23 protein-coding genes are annotated in these 21,835 nt (G+C 42.5%); 15 read left to right on the top strand and 8 right to left on the bottom strand.

Features of this window, described 5'->3' with window-relative positions; genetic code table 11:
- Window position 1: 1 nt before the first annotated feature.
- The 4 genes from MKY18_RS13565 to MKY18_RS13550 all read left to right on the top strand — a co-directional run bounded on the left by MKY18_RS13565 (window position 2) and on the right by MKY18_RS13550 (window position 2,649).
- Window positions 2-1,294, top strand: coding sequence for a Gfo/Idh/MocA family oxidoreductase (locus MKY18_RS13565; protein ID WP_268453149.1), 1,293 nt, complete (start codon window positions 2-4; stop codon window positions 1,292-1,294).
- Between the two features lie 21 nt (window positions 1,295-1,315).
- Window positions 1,316-1,999 carry a YesL family protein gene (locus tag MKY18_RS13560; protein WP_126740827.1) on the top strand — a complete coding sequence of 228 codons (684 nt, stop codon included), beginning with the start codon at window positions 1,316-1,318 and terminating at the stop codon, window positions 1,997-1,999.
- Window positions 2,000-2,053: 54 nt separating this feature from the next.
- Window positions 2,054-2,365, top strand: coding sequence for a rhodanese-like domain-containing protein (locus MKY18_RS13555; protein WP_044142182.1), 312 nt, complete (start codon window positions 2,054-2,056; stop codon window positions 2,363-2,365).
- A gap of 101 nt (window positions 2,366-2,466) precedes the next feature.
- Window positions 2,467-2,649, top strand: coding sequence for a sporulation protein Cse60 (locus MKY18_RS13550; protein ID WP_003217582.1), 183 nt, complete (start codon window positions 2,467-2,469; stop codon window positions 2,647-2,649).
- Between the two features lie 45 nt (window positions 2,650-2,694).
- Here the strand turns inward: MKY18_RS13550 and MKY18_RS13545 are convergent, their stop codons facing one another.
- From MKY18_RS13545 to MKY18_RS13530, 4 genes are all read right to left on the bottom strand, one after another.
- Window positions 2,695-3,219 carry a CbrC family protein gene (locus MKY18_RS13545; RefSeq protein WP_185107166.1) on the bottom strand — a complete coding sequence of 175 codons (525 nt, stop codon included), beginning with the start codon at window positions 3,217-3,219 and terminating at the stop codon, window positions 2,695-2,697.
- Window positions 3,220-3,558: 339 nt separating this feature from the next.
- Window positions 3,559-5,091, bottom strand: coding sequence for a BCCT family transporter (locus MKY18_RS13540; protein ID WP_185107164.1), 1,533 nt, complete (start codon window positions 5,089-5,091; stop codon window positions 3,559-3,561).
- Between the two features lie 139 nt (window positions 5,092-5,230).
- A complete protein-coding gene (locus MKY18_RS13535) occupies window positions 5,231-5,428 on the bottom strand; it encodes a hypothetical protein (RefSeq protein ID WP_003217594.1) in 198 nt (65 codons plus the stop codon).
- A complete protein-coding gene (locus MKY18_RS13530) occupies window positions 5,425-6,696 on the bottom strand; it encodes an NAD(P)/FAD-dependent oxidoreductase (protein WP_185107162.1) in 1,272 nt (423 codons plus the stop codon). The genes MKY18_RS13535 and MKY18_RS13530 overlap by 4 nt, the downstream gene beginning before the upstream one ends.
- Before the next feature lie 175 nt (window positions 6,697-6,871).
- Between MKY18_RS13530 and MKY18_RS13525 the strand changes: the two genes are divergently transcribed.
- Entirely contained in the window at window positions 6,872-8,494 is a 1,623-nt protein-coding gene (locus MKY18_RS13525; RefSeq protein WP_065098631.1) for a polysaccharide biosynthesis protein, read from the top strand.
- A 16-nt stretch (window positions 8,495-8,510) separates the two neighbouring features.
- Entirely contained in the window at window positions 8,511-9,227 is a 717-nt protein-coding gene (locus MKY18_RS13520) for a pseudouridine synthase (protein ID WP_268453153.1), read from the top strand.
- Window positions 9,228-9,303: 76 nt separating this feature from the next.
- On the opposite strand, the gene MKY18_RS13515 is transcribed toward MKY18_RS13520, so the two are convergent.
- Both MKY18_RS13515 and MKY18_RS13510 read right to left on the bottom strand, forming a co-directional pair.
- Window positions 9,304-9,525 (bottom strand): DeoR family transcriptional regulator, encoded by a 222-nt coding sequence (locus MKY18_RS13515; protein ID WP_008356419.1) that lies wholly within the window; start codon window positions 9,523-9,525, stop codon window positions 9,304-9,306.
- A 371-nt stretch (window positions 9,526-9,896) separates the two neighbouring features.
- Complete coding sequence (locus MKY18_RS13510; RefSeq protein ID WP_126740824.1) at window positions 9,897-11,195, bottom strand: NCS2 family permease; 1,299 nt, start codon at window positions 11,193-11,195, stop codon at window positions 9,897-9,899.
- Window positions 11,196-11,289: 94 nt separating this feature from the next.
- On the opposite strand from MKY18_RS13510, the gene pepV reads away from it, so the two are divergent.
- Both pepV and MKY18_RS13500 read left to right on the top strand, forming a co-directional pair.
- Window positions 11,290-12,690 (top strand): dipeptidase PepV, encoded by a 1,401-nt coding sequence (pepV, locus tag MKY18_RS13505; protein WP_268453157.1) that lies wholly within the window; start codon window positions 11,290-11,292, stop codon window positions 12,688-12,690.
- A gap of 22 nt (window positions 12,691-12,712) precedes the next feature.
- Window positions 12,713-13,339: a Type 1 glutamine amidotransferase-like domain-containing protein gene (locus MKY18_RS13500; protein ID WP_065098627.1), complete on the top strand. Its 627-nt coding sequence runs from the start codon at window positions 12,713-12,715 to the stop codon at window positions 13,337-13,339.
- A 48-nt stretch (window positions 13,340-13,387) separates the two neighbouring features.
- On the opposite strand, the gene cysK is transcribed toward MKY18_RS13500, so the two are convergent.
- Entirely contained in the window at window positions 13,388-14,320 is a 933-nt protein-coding gene (cysK, locus tag MKY18_RS13495; RefSeq protein WP_111911330.1) for a cysteine synthase A, read from the bottom strand.
- A 91-nt stretch (window positions 14,321-14,411) separates the two neighbouring features.
- On the opposite strand from cysK, the gene thpR reads away from it, so the two are divergent.
- The 4 genes from thpR to MKY18_RS13475 all read left to right on the top strand — a co-directional run bounded on the left by thpR (window position 14,412) and on the right by MKY18_RS13475 (window position 17,984).
- Window positions 14,412-14,963 carry an RNA 2',3'-cyclic phosphodiesterase gene (gene thpR, locus MKY18_RS13490; protein WP_052465550.1) on the top strand — a complete coding sequence of 184 codons (552 nt, stop codon included), beginning with the start codon at window positions 14,412-14,414 and terminating at the stop codon, window positions 14,961-14,963.
- Window positions 14,964-14,988: 25 nt separating this feature from the next.
- The gene (locus tag MKY18_RS13485) at window positions 14,989-15,924 is read left to right on the top strand and encodes a hypothetical protein (RefSeq protein WP_342497539.1); all 936 of its coding nucleotides are present in this window, start codon (window positions 14,989-14,991) and stop codon (window positions 15,922-15,924) included.
- A 48-nt stretch (window positions 15,925-15,972) separates the two neighbouring features.
- Entirely contained in the window at window positions 15,973-16,902 is a 930-nt protein-coding gene (locus MKY18_RS13480) for a YegS/Rv2252/BmrU family lipid kinase (protein ID WP_044142195.1), read from the top strand.
- Between the two features lie 281 nt (window positions 16,903-17,183).
- Window positions 17,184-17,984: a phosphotransferase family protein gene (locus tag MKY18_RS13475; RefSeq protein ID WP_185107156.1), complete on the top strand. Its 801-nt coding sequence runs from the start codon at window positions 17,184-17,186 to the stop codon at window positions 17,982-17,984.
- Here the strand turns inward: MKY18_RS13475 and MKY18_RS13470 are convergent.
- Entirely contained in the window at window positions 17,981-18,256 is a 276-nt protein-coding gene (locus MKY18_RS13470; RefSeq protein ID WP_126740821.1) for a YtzH-like family protein, read from the bottom strand. The genes MKY18_RS13475 and MKY18_RS13470 overlap by 4 nt on opposite strands.
- A 188-nt stretch (window positions 18,257-18,444) precedes the next feature.
- Between MKY18_RS13470 and trmB the strand changes: the two genes are divergently transcribed.
- The 3 genes from trmB to MKY18_RS13455 all read left to right on the top strand — a co-directional run bounded on the left by trmB (window position 18,445) and on the right by MKY18_RS13455 (window position 21,821).
- A complete protein-coding gene (gene trmB / locus MKY18_RS13465; protein WP_044142198.1) occupies window positions 18,445-19,086 on the top strand; it encodes a tRNA (guanosine(46)-N7)-methyltransferase TrmB in 642 nt (213 codons plus the stop codon).
- 115 nt (window positions 19,087-19,201) lie between these two features.
- Entirely contained in the window at window positions 19,202-20,050 is an 849-nt protein-coding gene (locus tag MKY18_RS13460; protein ID WP_185107155.1) for an MBL fold metallo-hydrolase, read from the top strand.
- A gap of 73 nt (window positions 20,051-20,123) precedes the next feature.
- Window positions 20,124-21,821 (top strand): NAD-dependent malic enzyme, encoded by a 1,698-nt coding sequence (locus tag MKY18_RS13455; protein ID WP_185107153.1) that lies wholly within the window; start codon window positions 20,124-20,126, stop codon window positions 21,819-21,821.
- Window positions 21,822-21,835: the final 14 nt, after the last annotated feature.

The raw sequence follows: 21,835 nt of genomic DNA, 5'->3' as shown, positions 1-21,835 counted from the left end.
TGTGAAACGGATCGTGGTTTGCGGACTCAGTCATCGTGCGTTCAATATGTTTATTAAACCACTCACAGAGGATTTCAATGAGCATTACAGGATTACAGGGCTTTTAGATATAGATCATCATCGTTATACACTTTGTCAGGAGCGTTTTCCATCACTGCGGGGCGTCTCGTTTTTTCATGAAGAGGCATTTGATCAAATGGTGAAGGAAGCAATGCCAGATATCGTCATTGTGGCAGGCAGGGATGACACACATGTCACCTATATTTTGCAAGCACTTGACTATGATCTCGATGTCATCACTGAAAAGCCGATGGTCACAACAGCAAAAGATGCCAAAAAAGTAATGGAAAAAGAAAAGGAAAGTAAAGGGAAGGTCACAGTCACTTTCAATTATCGCTACAATCCATTTCATCGAAAGATCAAAGAACTCATTTTAGAAGGAAAGATTGGAAGGGTCACATCTGTTGAACTGAGCTGGCTCATTGATACGTATCATGGTGCTAGTTATTTCAAAAGATGGAACCGAACGCGGCAATTCTCTGGCGGGCTATCCATTCATAAATCGACTCATCATTTTGATTTGGTCAATTGGTGGATCAATCAAAAGCCGAAGCAAGTATTTGCCTATGGGGCGCGGAACTATTACGGAGATAAAAGTCCTTGGAATCCTTTGCAGGGGGGAGAAAACAGGTATTGCGGAACATGTCATGTGAAGGATACATGTCATTATGAAGCAAGGTGGAATCCGAGGGTAGTACGCTCAAAGGTCGAGGACGATCATATCGAATCCGGTCAGGAGCAAACGCAGCAATACGCCAATTATCGCCCAGACGCCTGTATTTTTGATGAGGAAATTGACATTGAGGATACATATGTGGCATCAGTGGCATATGACCAAGGGGCTCTCTTCAGCTATTCGATTCAATTCTCAGCTCCATATGAAGGATATCGGCTTGCCATAAATGGGACGAAGGGGCGCATTGAAACAAATGAGTTTCATGTGCCATCAAGAATTCCTTTTCAATTCCCAGAACAGACGATTTCTTATTATCCGATGTTTGGTGCAAAAGAGACGATTGAAGTTGTGAAGCAGCCAGGAGGACATGGCGGCGGAGATCCTCTGCTTTTGGCCGATTTATTTATCGGTAAAGATCCTTTAATTCACTATGATATTTCGGCAGGGGCAGAGGCTGGTGCTTATTCAATTGCACTTGGGGAAGGCATGTGGCGGTCTGTTGCAGAGAAGCGCCCAATTGACATAGAAGAGTTGCTTCATAAAGAGACGGTGTCATAAAAAAGAGAGGAGGGGAAAGAGATGGATCATGATGGTTCAATGAGCAGAATGCTTCGAATGTGTGAGTGGGTGATGCGACTCGCCTATACGAATTTACTATGGCTGCTGTTCACCATGCTGGGGCTTGGGATCTTTGGATTGATGCCTGCGACCACTGCGTTATTTTCGGTGATGAGAAAGTGGATACAAGGGCATGAGCAAGTTAGCGTTTTCCGGACTTTTTGGAAGGTGTACCGTGAGGAGTTTGTACGCTCTAACTTGATTGGAGTGGCGCTTTTGATCATAGGAACGATTATATACGTAGACCTTGCGTATATTTATCCAACAAGCTGGTTTTTGCATGTGCTTCGTTTTGCCATTTATATCTTTGGTTTTCTCTTTGTTGTGAGCTTGTTTTATATTTTTCCGCTGCTGGCTCATTATGATTGGAAAAAACGTCTCTATCTGAAATTCTCTCTTTTGCTTGGTATTTCATATTTGCAATATACACTCTGTATGCTCGTTTTCTCGGCTCTGCTGTTTGTTCTCTTTGCTTATTTGCCGGGGATCGTGCCGTTCTTTAGTGTGAGTATACTCGCCTATGGTCATATGTGGCTGGCCTACCAAGTATTCAAAAAAGTAGAGTTCGAAAGTGAGCAGCAGACAGCCGAAGTAAAGAAATGCCTGCCGTCTTTCCTGCAATCGAAGCGGGTGAATACACAGTGATGGGGTTCATTTGCTATAATGGTGTCACCGTAATTAAAAGGAGAGATGAGCGCCGTGTCAGTAAAAGAAATCACAATAGAAGAATTAAAACAAAAGCTAGAGCAAGAAGAAGCGATTCAGCTTGTTGATGTGCGTGAGGACGAGGAAGTAGCAGAAGGAATGATTCCAGAAGCTGTCCACATCCGAATGGGAGATATTCCTGAGAAACTGGATGCATTCGATCAAACGCAGGAGTATTATATTATTTGCCGCTCTGGTAAACGTAGTGAAAATGTCTGCTATTTCCTAGAAGACCAAGGCTATCAAGCGACCAATGTCGTTGGCGGAATGCTTGCTTGGACAGGAGAAACAAAACCGAAGCTGTAAACAGAAGTCCTTTCATCTCATAGATGAAAGGCTTTTTTTGTTCATATGCCCGCCCTCATGTGCATAAAGATAGAGTAGCGAGAGAAGGGAGAGTGGCATATGTGCTAAAGGTAGCTGTATTTGATGAAGAGCACGAAAAAGATTTGCAGAGCGAAATCAATCTTTTTTTAAAAGGAATGGATGACGACCAAATCATTGACATCAAGTACAATGTAGCGGTGATCTGTGAGCAAGGAGGAGAACAGCTCTACTGTTTTTCTGCACTCATTTTATATAAAAAATAGACGGTATCAAAAAAAGGACCTGTTTGAAGGGTCCTTTTACTTTGTTTAACTGGCGTCAATATATAAACGATGCTTGTTGCAGTGAACACATTGAAAGAGATAGCCTTGCAGATCACCGAAGTTGACAAGCCATTGCTTTAGGTTCTCTTTCGTTAATCCTCCGCCGCTGCAAATGTCTTCGATATCTTCTGTGAGCTCTTCCTCTAAATGTTCTATCTCTTTCCATCCGACATACTGGACGATCGCACAAAAATCTCCGCAATGGCTTAACCAATATTCCTGCTGCCAGCCGCGATAACCTGGCGTTCTAAAGATCAGTTCATCTATATATTCCTCTTGCTCAACGTCGTCACAGCTTGCATCGTCTTGAAAGATGCCATCGTATTTTTTAGCGGCTGAACCATCTTTAATGCACCAAGGGCAAATTCCCTTCACATCTTCAACAGAATAAAATGGACCATGATACACATATTCTCTTTCTTTTTCACAAACAGGACATGTCGTAGGCTCTTTTTTGATCACGTTTAACGAAACTGGATCTGGGTTGTACTTGAATGTAGGCAGCGTCATATAAACCTCCATTATGTAGAAATGATTTCATCATTATTTTACAGGAGTCCTCCTGCTTGCAACAATCTTAAATTGTATATATAGATAGAAAAAAGCCGTTCTTATGAGGAACGGCTTTTCAGCGTGTAGACAAACCCTCGCATTCGGTGTCAGTCCTGCGTGCTGGTGCTCACGAATGTCAAATTCGCTCCGCTTCAGTACTCGTCCTTCCTAGACTTCAAAGGTTTTCTATCACGCTGAGCTGAAAAGAAGACAAATGGCTAAAATAAAGATCATTTTAGCCATTTGTCAACAATCTGAAAAGCCGTTCTTATGAGGAACGGCTTTTTTCGCTTGAGATTATGCTTTTTTTACTCTTGGACTTCGTGGTTTACTGACTTTATTGGCTTGCTTGATGGCTCTTCGTTCATCATTCAGTGACTTGTACAGTGAGATAATCATCAAAATAATGACAACGGAGAACGGCAAGGCTGCGAGCTTGGCTGTATTTTGCAAGGCTTCAAGTCCCCCTGAAAATAAAAGCACGGCAGCAACAGAAGATTGGATGATACCCCAGCTAACTTTGACACTGCCAGAAGGGTTCAATGATCCATAGGTTGTCTGCATTCCAAGCACAAATGTAGCTGAATCAGCCGATGTAATAAAGAATATAGCGATTAAAATAAGTGCTAGAATCGATGTGATCATCGCCAGCGGATATTCATTTAGTACACCGAAGAGCATTGTTTCTGTTGATAGACCCGCAACATCGACAATATTCTTTTGCTGTAAATCCATCGCAGATACACCGAAAATCGAGAACCATAGGAATACTAGGATAGAAGGAGCCACTAAGACACCTAATAAAAATTCTCGAATCGTTCGTCCGCGTGACACCCTTGCGATAAAGATACCGACAAATGGTGCCCAAGAAATCCACCATGCCCAATAAAAGATTGTCCATCCATTAATCCATTCTCTCTTCTCAGGATCATTTGGAGATAGACGGAAGCTCATTTGAACGATGTTGGATAAGTATTGCCCAATTGAGTCAGTAAATGAATTTAAGATAAAAACAGTTGGACCTACCAAAAGTAAGAAAAACATCAGAACAGCTGCTAATACCATGTTGATATTACTTAAGTATTTAATGCCTTTTCCAATCCCGCTTAGAGCAGATGCTAGGAACAGCACTGTCACAATCATGATAATGATCAATTGTGTGCTAAAAGCATTCGGAATTTGAAACAGGTAATTCAATCCACCGTTTATTTGTGCCGCGCCTAATCCTAGGCTTGTCGCAACACCAACTACAGTTGCAAATACCGCAATACAATCGATGGTTTTTCCGATCCATCCATTCGTTTTATTTCCTAATACTGGCTGCAACGTTGCACTGATTAAGCCAGGTGCATCTTTTCTGAATTTAAAGTAAGCAATACAAAGTGCAACAATGGCATAAATAGCCCATGCATGAAGCCCCCAATGGAAAAAAGTATATCGAAGTGAATCTCGGAATGCCTGCGCCGTTTCAGTATCACCTGTTGGTGACTGGATAGCATAGTGGCTGATTGGTTCAGCTGCTCCGTAAAAAACAAGACCAATTCCCATACCGGCACTAAATAGCATCGCAAACCAAGAAAATAAGCCGAATTCAGGCTCTTCCCCAGGTTTTCCTAGCGTAATCTTACCGATTGGGCTAAAGATAAAGAATAGACAAAAGCCGACGAGTAGTGACACCACTAACAAGTAATACCAGCCAAAGTCATTTGTAATGTATGTTTGGATTTGATCTGTGACATTTTGCAGTGTTTCTGGAGAAAAAGCTCCCCATATGACGGTAACAAATGTGATCGCAATCACAATCCAAAATACACTTGATACGTTTTTCACACCATCTCACTCTCCTGTTGTTCTACACGTTTAAGCAGAGGATTTACTTAATATCCCCTAACTCAACTAATTTCAAACAAAAAGAGGCGAGCTTCTCACTCGACCTCTACTTTACCGTAACATGTTTTGCTTCCATTAATCAACTATCGATATGTGAAGATGATTTTTCTTCGATTCGTTTACGAAGACGATAAACGTATTCTTTTAAACAAACAGCGAAGATGGTAAACGCCAAAACAATGGCTACTTTTAACGGGTTAATGGACAGCTTCAAGAAAAAAGCGGCTGTCAAGCTAATAACGACTGCAAATACAATTGGAAATGCACGTCTGATCATTGATCTCTCTCCTTTGCTTCTAGTGCAGCATTCATACCAGCAAGTCTGCCTGTTACAAGTGCTGACGTGATATTGTATCCGCCTGTATAACCATGGATGTCTAGAATTTCTCCGCAGAAATAAAGACCGGGCATTTTTTTAGACGCCATTTTTTTCGGTTCAATTTCTTTCACAGAAACGCCGCCTCCTGTGACAAACGCTTTGTCCAAAGAGAGTGTACCGTTCGCATGAACGATAAAATGTTTGCAATCATGGGCGAATGCGCGCAGTTTGTCCTTAGCAAGACCAGAAAAAGTGTCTTGCGGATCTATACCGTTCCTCTCTAACAGAAACAATAAATAGCGTTCTTGCATCCAAGACTTCAGGACATTTTTAATGGCTTTTTTTGGTTCATCTTTTAGGTCTCGATGAAGCTTTTGGAACAGATCTTCGTCATTAAGCTTCGGATATAAGTCTATTTGCAGACGGACGACCTGCTGCTTTTTCAATTCTTTCACCACAAATCCGCTGCATCTAAGAACAGCTGGGCCGGATAAGCCAAAGTGTGTAAAGATCATATCCATGACATGTGTGACGACGGGTTTTCCTTTTTTATTTAAAACACTGACAGCCACACTTCTTAAAGAAAGCCCTTGGAGCACTTTTTCTTTTATAAAACGTTCATCTGATGTGACCGGTACTTCTGTTGGGAAGAGCTCTGTAATTGTATGACCAGCGGCTTCTGCCCATGCGTAGCCGTCACCAGTAGAACCAGTATGCGGCACACTTTTTCCGCCAACAGCAATCACAACGGAATTACTTGAAATTTTTTCATCATTATTTGTAACAATTCCGGCTGCTTGTCCGTCTTGATACAGAACTGTTTTAATCTTCTCATTCGTTCGAATGGTAACATTGAGGTTGCGGAGCCTGTCTAAAAGGGCATCCACAACAGATTGTGCTTTGTTTGAGACAGGGAACATACGTCCATGGTCTTCTTCTTTAAGTTCAATGCCGAGGTTTTCAAAAAATGAAATAATATCTTCGTTATTGAACTCAGAAAATGCACTATATAAAAAACGGCCGTTTCCGGGAATATGCTTGATGATTTCTTCTACTGGAAGGCGATTGGTGACGTTACAGCGTCCACCGCCAGAAATGGCGAGCTTTCTACCAAGCTTGGTTCCTTTGTCAATTAACAGAACAGTTGCACCATGCTCTGCTGATGCAATCGCGGCCATCAGTCCAGAAGGTCCACCGCCAATGACAATGACATCATAATGTTTCATGTTACATTCCTCTTTCTACTTTCAGTCATTCATCTATTATAACGAAAATTGGGGAAGGCTGAAATATGAATTGATTGGTTTTGTACCTTCTGTATTGGATTTGTTACCTGTGCGTCGAAATGATGTGGTAAAATAGTTGAGTTGAATATTCATTAGAAAAATGGTGGTTAAGCGCATGTCTAATAAACTGCTTCGTGGTACGTTGGTTTTAACGATAGGGACTTATCTCTCTCGTATTCTTGGTATGATTTATTTAATTCCATTTAGCGCAATGGTTGGAGCTACTGGTGGAGCGCTATTCCAATATGGATACAATCAGTATACGATCTTTTTAAGTATTGCTACGCTTGGTTTTCCAACAGCGGTATCAAAATTTGTTTCTAAATATAATGCAATTGGCGATTATGAGACAACGAGAAAAATGTTCAGGGCGGGTATGTCGGTCATGCTTGTCACCGGGATTATCGCCTTTTCTATTTTATATTTGACCGCACCGATTTTTGCCAAGATTCAGCTTGGCGGATCAAATGAAATAGGCGGTTTGACTGTCGATCAAGTGGTATATGTGATTCGGATGGTCAGTTTAGGTCTTTTGGTTGTACCTATTATGAGTCTTGTGCGGGGGTTCTTCCAAGGACACTCTATGATGGGACCGACAGCTGTTTCCCAAGTCATTGAGCAGCTTGTCAGAATCATTTTCCTATTAACAGCAACGTTTATTATTTTAAAAGTGCTTGACGGTGGTCTTGTCATCGCTGTCGGATATGCTACATTTGCAGCACTTATCGGCGCATTTGGCGGCTTATTCACGCTTTATTTATATTGGCTGAAGCGCAAGGATCGGCTCTTATCCATGCAGCCGAATACAGGTGCTTCCTCTGACTTATCTTATAAGCAAATGTTTACAGAGCTATTTAGCTATGCGGCACCGTATGTGTTTGTTGGACTGGCGATTCCAATTTATTCTTATATAGATACAAACACTATTAACAGAGCCATGATTGCATCAGGACATCAGGATATTAGTACAGCGGTATTGTCTATTGTGACGTTATATTTACCGAAGCTCGTGATGATTCCTGTGTCGCTTGCAACAGCGTTTGGCTTAACCTTGATACCAACGATTACAGAATCATTTACAGCTCGTAACTACAAGCTGCTCAATAGACAAATTGATCAGACAATGCAGGTCATATTATTTTTCGTGCTGCCTGCTTCATTTGGTATCTCGGCATTGGCTGGACCGGTTTATTGGTTTTTCTATCCGTCTGTTCATCCTGAGATTGGGATGTCAATTTTATTCTGGTATGCACCTGTTGCGTTATTGTTTTCTTTATTCACCATTAATGCAGCGATTTTGCAGGGAATTAACAAACAAAAATTTGCCATCGTCAGTCTGTTGTTAGGGATCATCATTAAAACGGTTCTGAACATTCCGTTAATCAGTTGGCTGCAAGGAAATGGTTCTGTGCTTGCGACTGCGTTAGGCTATAGCGCGTCCATCTTGTATATGTTTATCATGATTAAGCGCCATGCCGGCTATTCGTTCCGCAGGATTTTCAAACGATTTATTCTCATTGGTATTTTGACTGCGATTATGGCTGTAGTGGCGTATGTGACATGTCAGCTTGTGAGCCAAGTGATTTCGTATGAAGGTGGAATTGTTAATGCGGGTATTGTCATTCTGATTTCAATGATCACTGGTAGCGGTGTGTATCTGTTCTTGTCTTATAAGGTAGGATTACTTGAGCGTGTACTCGGCAGCCGTATGCCGACATTTTTAAGAAAAAAGAGCTAAGAAGAGGTGGAGTTTCATGAGGCTTGATAAATTGCTTGCTAGCAGCGGCTTTGGTTCAAGAAAAGATGTAAAGAAGCTGGTCAAGGCACGGGCAGTCACCGTGAATGGAGAACTGGCGAAGCAGGTGAAAGATCATGTTGATCCATCGAATGATGAAGTGCTCGTACACGGAGAGCGTGTAGACTATAAAGAATTCATTTACTTAATGATGAACAAACCAGATGGGGTCATCTCAGCAACTGAAGATTTGCGGGATGAAACGGTTGTCGATTTACTTGAGCCGGAGGATATCGCAAGAGAGCCATTTCCTGTCGGGAGACTGGACAAGGATACAGTCGGTCTTCTCCTCCTCACAAATGATGGACAGCTTGCACATCAATTACTTTCTCCAAAAAAGCATGTGCCAAAAACGTACGAAGTTCATTTGAAATATCCATTAGGAGATCAAGACATCAAGCGCCTTGAAGAGGGTGTTATTATTTTAGATGATTACCGTACGAAGCCGGCAAAGGTTGAAGTAGATGCGAATGAAAGTGAAGATACACGCATCCGTTTAACGATTACTGAAGGAAAGTACCATCAAGTGAAGCTGATGGCGCAAGCAGTGGGAAATGAAGTCATCTTTTTAAAAAGGCTCTCGATGGGGGCTGTCTCTTTAGATGAAGACCTAGCGCCTGGAGAGTACCGTGAATTAACGGATGAAGAATTAGACAGCTTAATCAATCGACCATAAATATAGAACAAAAGACAAAAGAAAAGAACCGGCATGTCGCCGGTTCTTTTTGTTATATGGACAGTTCATTATACGCTTAAGATGATATTTTTACTTTTTTTCTCGTTGTTTCCCATTTGCCTCTGCTTGGACTATGAACAAGATCGTTATAGGCAAGCACGTTTAAGTCTCTTTGAATGGTTCTAGGTGTGATCCCGAATTCATCAACCAGCTCTTGTGTCGTCACAAGACCTTTCTCTTGAATGAACATATAGACTGATTTTATTCGAGTCATCATACGGTTTGTTGAAGGTTTCAAAAAACCACTCCCTATCAATAAGATCGGATGGACTTGACTAACCACAACTTACTACACTAAAACTGCGAAATAAGGACATGCAACAATGGTAAATGTTCGTGTTTCTTAATGTTTTATTCTATTATACACGTTATTATGCATCTAGTTCCACCAAAAAGTCAACTTTACATGTTATTTAACTTGTCTTCATGAATCGAAACATGGTATATACCATGTTTTGAATTCGGTTACAACCCAATGGGGGTAAGGCGTATGGAGAATACTGTCACATTCAAACGCCCAAAAATGAAACACAGAAAATTTACAAAATAAAAAATTCACTCATCTTAAAAAGACACATCCCTTGTTAGAATGTGCCTTTTTTGTTTCTGTTATCCTTCTAAGAAAAAGAGCTGAATGAAAAATAAAATGGCAAAGATAAGGACAAGAACATGTACTTCTCTCCATTTCCCTTTTGCCAGTTTCACAAGTGGATATGAAATAAATCCAAGTGAAATTCCGGTTGAAATACTAGATGTCAGCGGCATGGAAAGAATCACAAGAAAAGCAGGGAATGCTTCGTCTAGCTCGTTCCAGCGAATGCGTGACACGGAGTTCATCATCAAGCACCCGACAATGATGAGAACAGGTGATGTGATGGATGGTAAAGAAGAAATGGCTTGAACGAGCGGACCGAAAAACAATGCCACAATAAACAGTGCAGCGACTGTTAAAGACGTTAGCCCGGTTCTTCCGCCAGCAGCAACCCCAGAGGATGATTCAATATAAGCTGTTGTTGGGCTTGTCCCAAACATAGAACCGATCGTCGTTGCAGCAGAATCAGCGAGCAGGGCTCTGCGTACTTTTGGCAGCTGGCCTTTTTTCATGAGTCCGGCTTGTTCAGCCACTCCGATCATTGTGCCCGTTGTATCAAAAATCGTCACTAGTAAGAAGGAGAAGACGACCGCATATAAATGATGAGAGAATACATCACCAAAGGCAGTGAATGGATTTGTAATCAGCATACCTTCTGGCAGTGCCGGGATGTCCATCAGCATCTTAGGGAAATGAAGCTGTCCTGTTACAAGGGCAATCAGTGTCGTTGCTAACATGCCGATAAACAGAGCGCCATTTACTTGAAGTACCATTAAAATAACAGAGATCATTAAGCCGACAAGCGTTAAAATGACAACAGGCGAGCTTAAGTTGCCAAGCTTCACTAGATTTTCCGGGTCAGCTGTGATAATCCCAGACTGACGGAGGCCGATAAATGCAATAAAAAGCCCGATTCCGGCTGTAATGCCGTATTTTAAATTATCTGGAATGGCTTGAATCAGTTGTTTTCTAAGGGATGTTAACGATAAAATAATAAAGAGTATACCAGCAACAAATACCGCACTGAACGCTGTTTGATAGCTGATGCCGCCACCACCGACAACTGTAAAGGTGAAATAGACATTCAGCCCCATACCTGGTGCAATCGCAATCGGATAGTTTGCAAAAAGTGCCATCCAGAGCGTACCGACGACAGCAGCGATAATTGTTGCAGTAAAGACTTGGTCAAAAGGAATGCCTGCTTTTGAAAGAATTCCTGGATTAACGGCAACAATATATACCATGGTAAAGAATGTCGTCATACCAGCGATTAATTCTCTCTTTATGTTGGTTTGGTTTTCTTTTAACTGAAACATAAAATCCTCCATTTACGAACATTATTACAAAACAATTAATATAATATTCGTTTTAAGGGTGGATTGCAACCTTTTTTCAAGGAGGAATGGAAAAATGAATTGGGAAGCTGAAGTCATACGAAAAAAAGACGACTTAATAAAGGACACACAATCTTTTTTGCAAATTGAAAGTGTCCTTGATGAAGAAGGTGGAAAAGAAGGACAGCCATTTGGTGAAAAAGTCGATCAGGCCCTTCAGTATATGCTGAAGAAAGGGGAAGACGAAGGCTTCACAGTCAAGAATGTGAATGGCTATGCAGGTCATATTGAATATGGAGAAGGCGAAGACATTGTAGGTGTGCTATGCCATGTGGACGTTGTGCCTGCTGGTGACGGCTGGACAACCCCGCCATTTTTAGCAGACATAAGAGAAAATAAAATATTTGCACGAGGCGCCATTGATGATAAAGGGCCAACCATGGCGGCTTTCTACGCACTGAAGATGTTAAAAGATACTGGGATGAAGTTGTCAAAAAAGATTCGAATGATCATTGGAACAGATGAAGAAAGTGATTGGCGCTGTGTGGACCATTATTTCAAGCATGAGGAGATGCCACAAATTGGATTCGCGCCAGATGCTGATTTTCCGATTATTCATGCTGAAAAAGGGATCGTTGATGCCATTGTGTCATTTACATATCAATGTACAGAACAACATCAGCGCTATACGCTCAAGCAATTCACATCGGGTATGCGGCTGAATATGGTGCCGGATGATTCAACTGCCACTGTGACAGCGGCACAAGAACACGATGCTGAATCATTAAAAACAGCTTTTGAAGCTTATCTTGCTGACAATCAATTATCAGGTGAGGTAAAGAATGTAGCGGATGGACTGCATTTCACATTAAAAGGTGAATCAGTTCATGCCATGGAGCCGGCGCATGGCATCAATGCGGGCATTCATATGGCCAATTTCCTATGTGGACAAGAATTAGATGAAGACGGGCTTGCGTTTACCTCTCAAATCAATGCTTTATTTGATCAGGATACAAGAGGGAAAAAGCTGGGGATTGCTTGCAAAGATGACATTAGCGGAGATTTGACTTTAAATGTTGGCACGATCCGCTATACACAAAGCGAGGAAGCGAAGCTAGGATTAAATGTCCGCTATCCAGTGACAGCAGACGGCAAGGACGTTAAAAAAGGAATCGAAGGCATCAAAGGGGCTACCCTTCTGAAATTTGACGACAGCCCTCCGCATCACGTCTCAAAAGATCATCCGCTTGTGAAAACATTGCAGCGGGTATATGAGGAACAAACGGGAGATCCAGCTCATCTGATTGCCATTGGTGGAGGAACGTATGCGAGATCTTTAGAAGCGGGCGTTGCCTTTGGTCCTCTCTTCCCTGGCAGACCAGATTGCGCACATCAGAAGGATGAATATATCGAAATCGACGACTTACTAAGAGCAACCGCTCTATATGCTCAAGCCATGTATGAATTGGCAAAATAGAAAAAGAGAAGAGGGATTCACAGTGAAAAAAATGTTCTTATGTTCTTCATTCAAAGACAGCTATTCTCTCTTGTCTGACTTTGCGGGTGAATCATTAAAAGGAAAACGCGTGACATTTTTTCCAACAGCAAGTGCTGTGGAAGAAGTCACGCACTATGTGGAGGCAGCGAAAGAAGCCTTTCATCAACTCGGTATGCAGCTAGAAATCGTTCAAATAGCTGAGCAGTCTACCGAAGAAATCATAAAGATGATAAAACAAAATGATGTGGTGTACGTATCAGGAGGCAACACCTTCTATTTGCTGCAGGAATTGAGAAAGCACGGTCTCGATGACGTGCTAAAAGAAGAAATCAATAAAGGCAAGCTGTACATTGGTGAATCCGCAGGGAGTATCATCATGGCGCCAAGCATTGAATATATTTCCGTGATGGATGATCGGCAGAAGGCACCAGAGCTTTCATCTTATCAAGGATTCAATGAGATAAGCTACTGTCCGGTACCGCATATGTACAATACCTATTTAGGCGAGGCTGCGCAGCAAATCATGGAGCAGTATGAGCAGACGCTCGATTTATGCCCGCTTACTGATGAGCAGGCTTTACTCATCACAGGGGAGCAGGCTGAGGTGAAGGCTGTCAAATCGTCCTAACCGAGAAAAGAAGAAAAAGGAACAGGGATTCATTGCCCTGTTCCTTTTTTAATCTTGAAAAACATCACTTGATAAGTATCGTTCGCCTGTATCTGCTGTCATACAGATCACAATTTGATCTGCCGGTAATTGCTTGGCTGTTTCAATCGCAGCATAGCAGGCTGCACCAGATGATGGACCAACTAAAATTCCTTCAAGACGGGCAAGCTGACGTGTGATAGTGTACGCATCTTCATCGCTTACTTGCACGATCTCATCATAGACATGCTCATTTAAAATATGAGGAATAAATCCTGGACTTGTGCCAACAAGTTTATGTTTGCCAGGTTTCCCGCCAGATAAGACTGGAGATCCCTTCGGCTCTGCCACACGTATGGTTAAATGAGGGAATGCTTTCTTTAATTCCTCACCAGTGCCTGTAATGGTTCCGCCAGTTCCTGCTGTTGCGACAAAGGCTCCAAGGGGCTTGCCAAGTTGTTTGACAGCTTCCATGATTTCAACAGCCGTTGTGCCTCTATGAGCATCTGGATTCGCTCTATTATCAAATTGCATCGGGATAAAGCTATGGGGAATTTGAGCTGCCAGCTCCTCTGCTTTGCGAATACAGCCTGGCATTTTTTCTTCTCCTGGGGTTAAAATGACCTGCGCCCCGTAAGCCTTCAAAATATTGATTCGTTCCTTTGTCATCGTATCAGGCATCACAAGGATGGCTTGATACCCTCTAGCTGCTGCGTTCATAGCTAAACCAATCCCTGTATTCCCACTCGTCGGTTCAATAATGGTCGCTCCTTTTGTAAGCTTCCCTTGTTTTTCAGCCTCAACGATCATATTGTAAGCAGCGCGGTCCTTCACACTGCCGCTAGGATTAAACGATTCCAGCTTTAAATAAACAGCTGCCGCATTGTCTGGCTGAAGCCGCTGTAATTGAACAAGTGGTGTATCGCCAATCAGCTCAGCTATATTTTGTGCAACCTTCATCATGTGACACCCTTTCTTCTCATTCCGCATTTCTTTAGTTATACTATCATCAATGGGGATTCGTAAAGTTTGTTATAAAAGGACAGGTGATATTGTGTCAGAAAACCGTCATTATTTTATTGGGGTTCACATCCCTGAACAACTTGCGCATCAAATCAAAAAAGACATTGATCAAAGAAGCGGACTGTCTTTTCAAAAATGGACAGCACCACATGATTATCATGTGACCTTGATCTTTTTAGGTGCCATTCCAGATGAGCGCTTAAAGAAGATCATCGAGCTGCTTGAGATCCTCTCAAAGGAAGCCGCTGCATTTTCACTTGAGCTGAATGAGGTCGGACAGTTTGGCACGAAGGAGCGCCCAAGAGTCTTTTTTGCAAAACCTGATGAAAGTGAACCACTCATGCAATTAAGAGAAAAGGTGAAAGAAGCCGTATTGTCAGCAGGACATCCTGTTGAAAAGAGACCGTTTCATCCGCATATGACGATTGCACGCAAATGGAACGCGGATCACTCTTTTGCAGAACAAGCGCCTTTACGCAAAGAGCCATACGTGATAGAGGTTTCTTGTATGACTCTATATGAAATACGTCCGAGAGAAACCCCGCGTTATCACGCAATCAAACAATTTGCACTACATAAATGATTCTAAAAGTTGGAGTGAGCAGCAGATGGCGCAAATTATCAAAATTCAAGATTATATATCACGATATGAACAAGACCCGCATCACTACATCAATCAATTCATTCGATTGAAAAAGCAAAGGTGGGACGAGTTAAAAAAAGCTTCAAAAGAGAAGACGCAGCATTCATTTGACCAAATCTCTGAACAAGTGCCTAAACAAGAGGAGGAAAAGAGAAAGAAATTCTCCTTAAAGAGAAAGCAAAAAGAAGCCGATATGAAGAAGGAACGGGACCTGAGTCTTTTTAACGAGCCGACAGATATAGAGCAAGGTGTCTTTACAAACGTTCCTACAGATGAAACGAAGCTCATTCATTTTTTTAAGGATCATCTATTCGATGTTCAATTAAAATGGGCGAGCTCGACGATTTCCAACATTTCGACCGTTTCCCATCACATTCGATTTGACGAAAAGCTGCGCATGCTTGCTAGGCAGCTTCCGGATTCATATTTTGTGATGTACAAACCGGTGCTGCTCATTCAAAAAGCAGAGATGGAATTATGTCCAGTCCTCATTACGCCGCTGGAAGTGATTTGTTTATCCTTCTTAGAGGCAGAGCCTGACAGCGTATATATCGGAACGAAGGAACGTTTTTGGGAAAAGCGGGCGAATGGGAAAGCGGTTCAGTCCGTTTTGAATCCTTGCGCAAGCCTTCTACGCTCTGGCACCGTCGTGTCAAAGATCTTACAGCAAAGCGGTGCCCATCTTCCTGTGAAAAAAATCTTGATCAGCCGTACCTCTTATATTGACTTACCGGAAGTTCCATACGGGATGGAGGTTGTCGATAAGAAGAAGGCGGAAGATTGGTTTGAAAAGCAGCGGAAAAATACTGCGCCGACAAAGCATCAGCAATTTAAGGCGACAAAAGCATTACTTGCTTATGGTGAATCAGACAGCAAAAGAAGGCAGGAATGGCTCGATTAAAGGCATAATGGAAGGTCACGAAAAATGAGACCTGAGTGGAGCTAATATATGAATGAATGGTACTTTATCGTTAATCCAGCAGCAGGACATGGAAAAGGACTTCGTACATGGAGGAGCATAGAGAAAGAACTACAAAAGGTGGAGATCTCATATCGATCGTTTCTCACCCAGCATGAAGGTCATGCAGAAGTATTGGCAAGACAAATTAGCGCCATGCAAGATGACAGGCTGAAGCGCCTGATTGTCATTGGCGGTGACGGAACCATTCATGAAGTCCTAAATGGCTTAAAGGAAATGGATCATGTGCAGCTAAGCTTTGTCCCCGCCGGTCATTGGAATGATGCGGCGAAGGGCCTTGGCATCCATCGTCAAGATGTCCTAAAAGAAGTGAGAAAGCAAAAGAGAATGCTCACCAAAACATTTTCACTCGGCTCCTTTCAAGATCACGCAGAAAGCGCGCAATCCGTTCTCTTTCTCAATCATATCGGTGCGGGGTTTGATGCGCATGTGCTAAGGAAAACAGTGTATTTCAGAGGAAAAAAGTGGTTGAAACGACTGGGGCTTGGGTTTATCATCTACCCGCTGTCATTTCTCCATTCTTTATGGTCCTTTAAGCCGTTCGACCTTGCGCTGTTTATTGAAAACGAGAAGAAGGTCTTTCGCCAAGTGTGGTTTGTGATTGTTTGTAATCACCCCTATTACGGAGGCGGGCTGGAAGCAGCACCAGAAGTGAGCGCGAGGCAGCCAGGCTTTCAAACACTCGTTGTCACAGATTTGAATCCATTTAAAGTGCTATTGTTTCTAAGTGCGATGGTGTTTCGCAAGCACCTTGGAATGAAGGGCGTTACCCTGTTTCAGCACGAAGAAGCGTACTTGGAGGCAGATGGAAAAATCTTATTTCATGCAGATGGAGAAGTGATTGGTGCAACGCCTGTTTTTGTGAAGACGAGTGATCGCTCCTTAAAATTACGTGCTTAAATCATGTCTCATGAATGTCCTAGTCAAAGAACCATGAAAAAAGCCTTTCTTTTCATAAGGTTCTTGTCCTGATTTTCTAGTTTTGCTTGACGAGTATAAGAAGGTAACGATAAAATCTATAGGACGGCTATTGTTTAGCATCTCATTCTCAATAGCTGTCCTTTTTGTTTTTATGATCATATAAATAAAAAAACAGCCTATTGACCTTCAATCGGCTGAATTTTGTCGACTAAAAAAGCACGATTTAAAATATTTTAAGAAATGATGGGTTGAAAATTGATATGAACTGGTTGGGACAAATATTAGGTAGCGAATGGCACATCTCTCCTGCTGGAGGCGCTACGGGAGATGCGTACTTCGCAACACACAATGACCAAAAGCTATTTTTAAAACGCAATACGTCACCGTTTCTTGCGGTTTTGTCAGCTGAAGGCATTGTGCCGAAGCTTGTCTGGACAAAACGGATGGAAAATGGGGATGTCATCACTGCGCAGCACTGGCTGAGCGGCAGAGAGCTGAAGCCAAAGGACATGAATGACCGTCCTGTCGCAGAGCAGCTAAGAAAAATTCATACATCGAAAGAATTGCTTGATATGCTGAAACGATTAGAGAAGCACTCTCTAGACCCAGCATCCATTCTGAAGCATTTAAAACAGTCCATATTTAAAGAGCAAATTGATTCGCGCGATGTCACACGTGCCATCCAGTACTTAGAGAAGCATGTGGAGGCAGTTCAATTTGAAGACAAGGTCGTGTGTCATTGTGACCTCAATCATAATAATTGGCTGCTGACAGATGAAAACCAGCTTTACTTGATCGATTGGGATGGGGCGATGATTGCTGACCCAGCCATTGATCTTGGACCACTTTTATACCATTATGTTGAAGAAAAGAACTGGGAAAGCTGGCTCTCAATGTACGGTGCCCCGCTGACGGACAATTTGCGAAAACGCATGGCTTGGTACGTCCTCGCTGAAACCGTATCGTTTGTCGTGTGGCATAAAAGAAAAGGAAATGAAAAAGCGCAGCAAGAAGTGCAAGCGGAGCTGAGCGCACTCTTACAGCGGTTAAACATTCATTAAGACAGAGGAATATTCTCGACCCACTCTGACAAATGCGATTGATGCGCCTCAATATGTGCATCAATAGAACTGACAGAAGTGCCCTTTTGGCTGTAATCATAAATATCTGTTAATAATTGACGAATGTCGGCATCAAGGTCTTCTTTTGCCAGCATGAATTGAATCACGCGTCCCACCTGTTCATATTCTGCAACAGTCCCGCAGCAATCCAACTGGTGATCGGTTAAAATATCTTTGATTAATTGAAGCTGATGTTGACGGTTTAATCCCATACGTATGCTCCTTTTCTGCGTGTCATTTATGTGGTTAAACTGTGCATTCAGCGCCCAATTTATACATGCGGCAGACCAGCTCAAGCGAAGGGCTGGTCTTTTTCATATGCGCATAAAGATGCTGTCTTGCGGGTCTTTATGTTTCATGGTATCTTGATAAAATGTAAAGAAAATAGAGGTGTATCAAATTGAGAATGCGACATAAACCATGGGCTGATGATTACTTAGCTGAAAATGCTCATATTGCCTTAGCAAGCCCCGAGCAATATAAAGGGAAATGGCATGAGCTATTTGGAAATGATCATCCAATCCATATCGAAGTTGGCACAGGAAAAGGGAGCTTTATCGCTGGAATGGGCAAGCTTCATCCTGATATCAACTATATTGGCATTGAATTATTTAAAAGTGTCATTGTGACAGCAGTAGATAAAATCAAAGAGACAGATGTTGAAAATGTAAAGCTCTTGAACATTAATGCGGAAACGCTGACAGATGTGTTTGCGGCAAATGAGATTGACCGAGTGTATTTGAATTTCTCTGATCCGTGGCCAAAAGCAAGACATGAAAAGCGCAGATTGACGTTTAAGGCCTTTTTAGAGCGATATGAACATATTCTTCGTCCAGGCGGTGAATTGCATTTCAAAACAGATAACCGCGGGTTATTTGAATATTCTTTAAAGAGCTTTTCTGCATATGGCCTTCTTTTAACGTATGTAAGCTTAGATTTACATAAGGACGGACTAGAAGGAAATGTGATGACGGAATACGAAGAGAAATTCTCGTCTATGGGACAACCTATCTATCGATCAGAAGTGAAATTTCCAGAATAACAAGTGACATCAAGCTGGCTGCAAAAAAAATTGCAGTCAGTTTTTTTCATGAAAAGATTGATGCATGCGATTTTTGGCTGTATTTGCTACGATAGAAAAAGGAGGGATGACAGCAATGGAGACAATGAACATAGGTGACATGGAACTGTTCTGGTTAAACGGGGGAGATACACACATGGACGGCGGTGCGATGTTTGGTGTGGTGCCAAAGCCGTTATGGTCAAAAAAATACCCGGTGAACGATCGCAATCAAATTGAACTGCGGTGTGACCCAATCCTTATACGGTGGAATGGTCTCCATTTTTTAGTGGACTCCGGCATCGGATCAGGTAAGCTGACGGATAAACAAAAACGCAATTACGGCGTAACAGAAGAGACGAAATTGGAAGAGTCACTCGCGGCACTCGGCCTGCAAACAGCAGATATTGATTACGTTTTAATGACGCATCTTCACTTCGATCATGCAAGCGGATTAACAAAACGTGAAGGAGAAAAGCTCGTGTCTGTTTTTCCGCAAGCAAAAATCATCACATCCAAAATCGAATGGGATGAAATGAGGGCGCCTAACATCCGCTCAAGAAATACATATTGGAAAGAAAACTGGGAGCCAATAGCAGATCAAGTAGTGCCATTTGAAGAAAGCATCGAAGTAATAGAAGGCATTGAGCTGCATCATACAGGCGGTCATAGCAATGGCCATAGCATCTTAACGCTCACAAGTCAGGGCGAAACAGCGATTCATTTAGCTGACATTATGCCAACGCACGCTCATAAAAATCCATTATGGGTCTTGGCATATGATGATTACCCAATGACTTCAATTCCAGCTAAGCAAAAATGGCAGGCATATGCAGAAGAAAAAAATGCGTGGTACTTGTTTTATCATGATGCGATTTACCGCGCTGTTAAGTGGGATGAAGATGGGCAAATCACACATGAAGTCAAAAGAGAAACAGGGAGATAAAAGATCATCTGCATGTTTTTTCGCCTTTCACACAAAATAACGACAAAATGAACTTGTGAAAGGAAGAGTGCAGGTGAACCAATTTTATCGTGTACATGGTGATGTCATTGAAACACCATTAAGAGGGATGGAAGTCATGTCCGTCCCTTATTTAAACAAAGGGGTTGCATTTACGAAGGAAGAGCGGGAAGAGCTTGGTTTAAAGGGATTTCTACCGCCTAAAGTTTTAACATTAGAGGATCAGGCAAAGCGTGCATATGAGCAGTTCAAGGCACAGCCGGATGAACTTGGGAAAAATGTGTATTTAACATCACTTCATGACAGAAACGAAGTGCTTTTTTACAAATTATTAAATGAGCACTTGGCAGAGATGCTGCCGATTGTCTATACACCGACGGTTGGAACAGCCATTCAGCGTTATAGCCACGAGTATCGAAAGCCAAGAGGGCTTTATTTATCAATTGATGACTTGGAAGGCATGGAAGAGATATTTGCCTCTTACGGTGTGGATGAATCCATTGACTTAATCGTTGCGACAGATGCAGAAGGTATTTTAGGTATTGGAGACTGGGGTGTTGGCGGTATTGCCATTTCAGTCGGGAAACTTGCTGTTTATACAGCTGCAGCAGGCATTGATCCTAGCCGCGTGCTGGCCGTAGTACTTGATGCCGGGACGAACCAAGAAAGTCTCTTGAATGATCCGCTTTATGTTGGAAATCAGCATTCTCGCGTTCGAGGCGAGCGTTATGATCAGTTTATCGATCAATATGTAGAGCTTGCCCGCGCAACCTTTCCAAATGCACTCCTTCACTGGGAAGACTTTGGGACAAAAAATGCACGAGCCATATTGGAAAAATATAAGGAACGGATCTGTACATTTAATGATGACATTCAAGGAACTGGAGCTGTTTCACTTGCTGCGGTTCTGGCATGTGCAAAAGCTTCGAAGGTTCCGCTGAAAAATCACCGAATCGTCATTTTCGGAGCGGGTACGGCAGGGATTGGCATAGCGGAGCAGATCCGTGATGCGATTGTCAGAGACGGAGTCAAAGAAGAGGAATCATATGATCATTTCTGGTGTATTGATAAAACAGGTTTACTTACAGATGATTCGCCTGACATTCAGCCATTTCAAAAGCCATATGCAAGACGTTCTGACGAAGTAAAGGATTATGCCCGTAATGGTCCTAAGCATTCCATTGATTTATTAGAGGTCGTCAAACAGGCTAAACCAACCATCTTAATTGGCACCTCGACAGTAGGAGGAGCATTTACAGAGGAAATTGTGAAAGAAATGGCGTCACACGTAGAGCGCCCAGCCATTTTACCGATGTCGAACCCGACACCTCTTTCAGAAGCAAAGCCTGCAGATCTCATTGAGTGGACAGAAGGTCGCGCCCTTGTGACAACGGGAAGCCCATTTGACCCTGTCGAATATGGTGGCGTGACATATGAAATTGGGCAAGCGAATAATGCTCTTGTGTTCCCAGGGCTTGGTCTTGGAACGATTGTGTCTAAAGCACGCCTCATGACAGATAGCATGTTTGTTGCGAGTGCTGAAGCGATTGCCAGCATGGTCAATGTCGGAAAGCCGGGTGCAGCGATGCTGCCAAGTGTTGATCAGCTTCGAACCGTTTCAGCGACAGTAGCTGTTCGTGTGGCGCAAGCAGCGATCGATGAAGGAATTGCAGAGGAAACGCCTGAGGACCTTATTCAGGCAGTACAGGACGCTATGTGGCATCCTGTGTACAAAAAAATCAAAGCCATATAAAAAAGAAGCTTCGC

It is taken from the genome of Bacillus sp. FSL R7-0672 (genome assembly GCF_038601465.1).
In the GTDB taxonomy this organism is placed as follows: domain Bacteria; phylum Bacillota; class Bacilli; order Bacillales; family Bacillaceae; genus Bacillus; species Bacillus pumilus.
Note: the sequence above shows the minus strand (reverse complement) of the source record. Positions and strands in the feature narration are given on the sequence as shown.

Excerpts from the sequence above, each read along its gene's own strand:
- MKY18_RS13560 (WP_126740827.1), top strand. The coding sequence starts at position 1,316 with ATGGATCATGATGGTTCAATGAGCAGAATGCTTCGAATGTGTGAGTGG.
- MKY18_RS13545 (WP_185107166.1), bottom strand. The coding sequence starts at position 3,219 with ATGACGCTGCCTACATTCAAGTACAACCCAGATCCAGTTTCGTTAAAC.
- MKY18_RS13535 (WP_003217594.1), bottom strand. The coding sequence starts at position 5,428 with ATGATCAGACGTGCATTTCCAATTGTATTTGCAGTCGTTATTAGCTTG.
- MKY18_RS13530 (WP_185107162.1), bottom strand. The coding sequence starts at position 6,696 with ATGAAACATTATGATGTCATTGTCATTGGCGGTGGACCTTCTGGACTG.
- MKY18_RS13525 (WP_065098631.1), top strand. The coding sequence starts at position 6,872 with ATGTCTAATAAACTGCTTCGTGGTACGTTGGTTTTAACGATAGGGACT.
- MKY18_RS13520 (WP_268453153.1), top strand. The coding sequence starts at position 8,511 with ATGAGGCTTGATAAATTGCTTGCTAGCAGCGGCTTTGGTTCAAGAAAA.
- MKY18_RS13510 (WP_126740824.1), bottom strand. The coding sequence starts at position 11,195 with ATGTTTCAGTTAAAAGAAAACCAAACCAACATAAAGAGAGAATTAATC.
- pepV (WP_268453157.1), top strand. The coding sequence starts at position 11,290 with ATGAATTGGGAAGCTGAAGTCATACGAAAAAAAGACGACTTAATAAAG.
- cysK (WP_111911330.1), bottom strand. The coding sequence starts at position 14,320 with ATGATGAAGGTTGCACAAAATATAGCTGAGCTGATTGGCGATACACCA.
- MKY18_RS13485 (WP_342497539.1), top strand. The coding sequence starts at position 14,989 with ATGGCGCAAATTATCAAAATTCAAGATTATATATCACGATATGAACAA.
- MKY18_RS13480 (WP_044142195.1), top strand. The coding sequence starts at position 15,973 with ATGAATGAATGGTACTTTATCGTTAATCCAGCAGCAGGACATGGAAAA.
- MKY18_RS13475 (WP_185107156.1), top strand. The coding sequence starts at position 17,184 with ATGAACTGGTTGGGACAAATATTAGGTAGCGAATGGCACATCTCTCCT.
- MKY18_RS13470 (WP_126740821.1), bottom strand. The coding sequence starts at position 18,256 with ATGGGATTAAACCGTCAACATCAGCTTCAATTAATCAAAGATATTTTA.
- MKY18_RS13460 (WP_185107155.1), top strand. The coding sequence starts at position 19,202 with ATGGAGACAATGAACATAGGTGACATGGAACTGTTCTGGTTAAACGGG.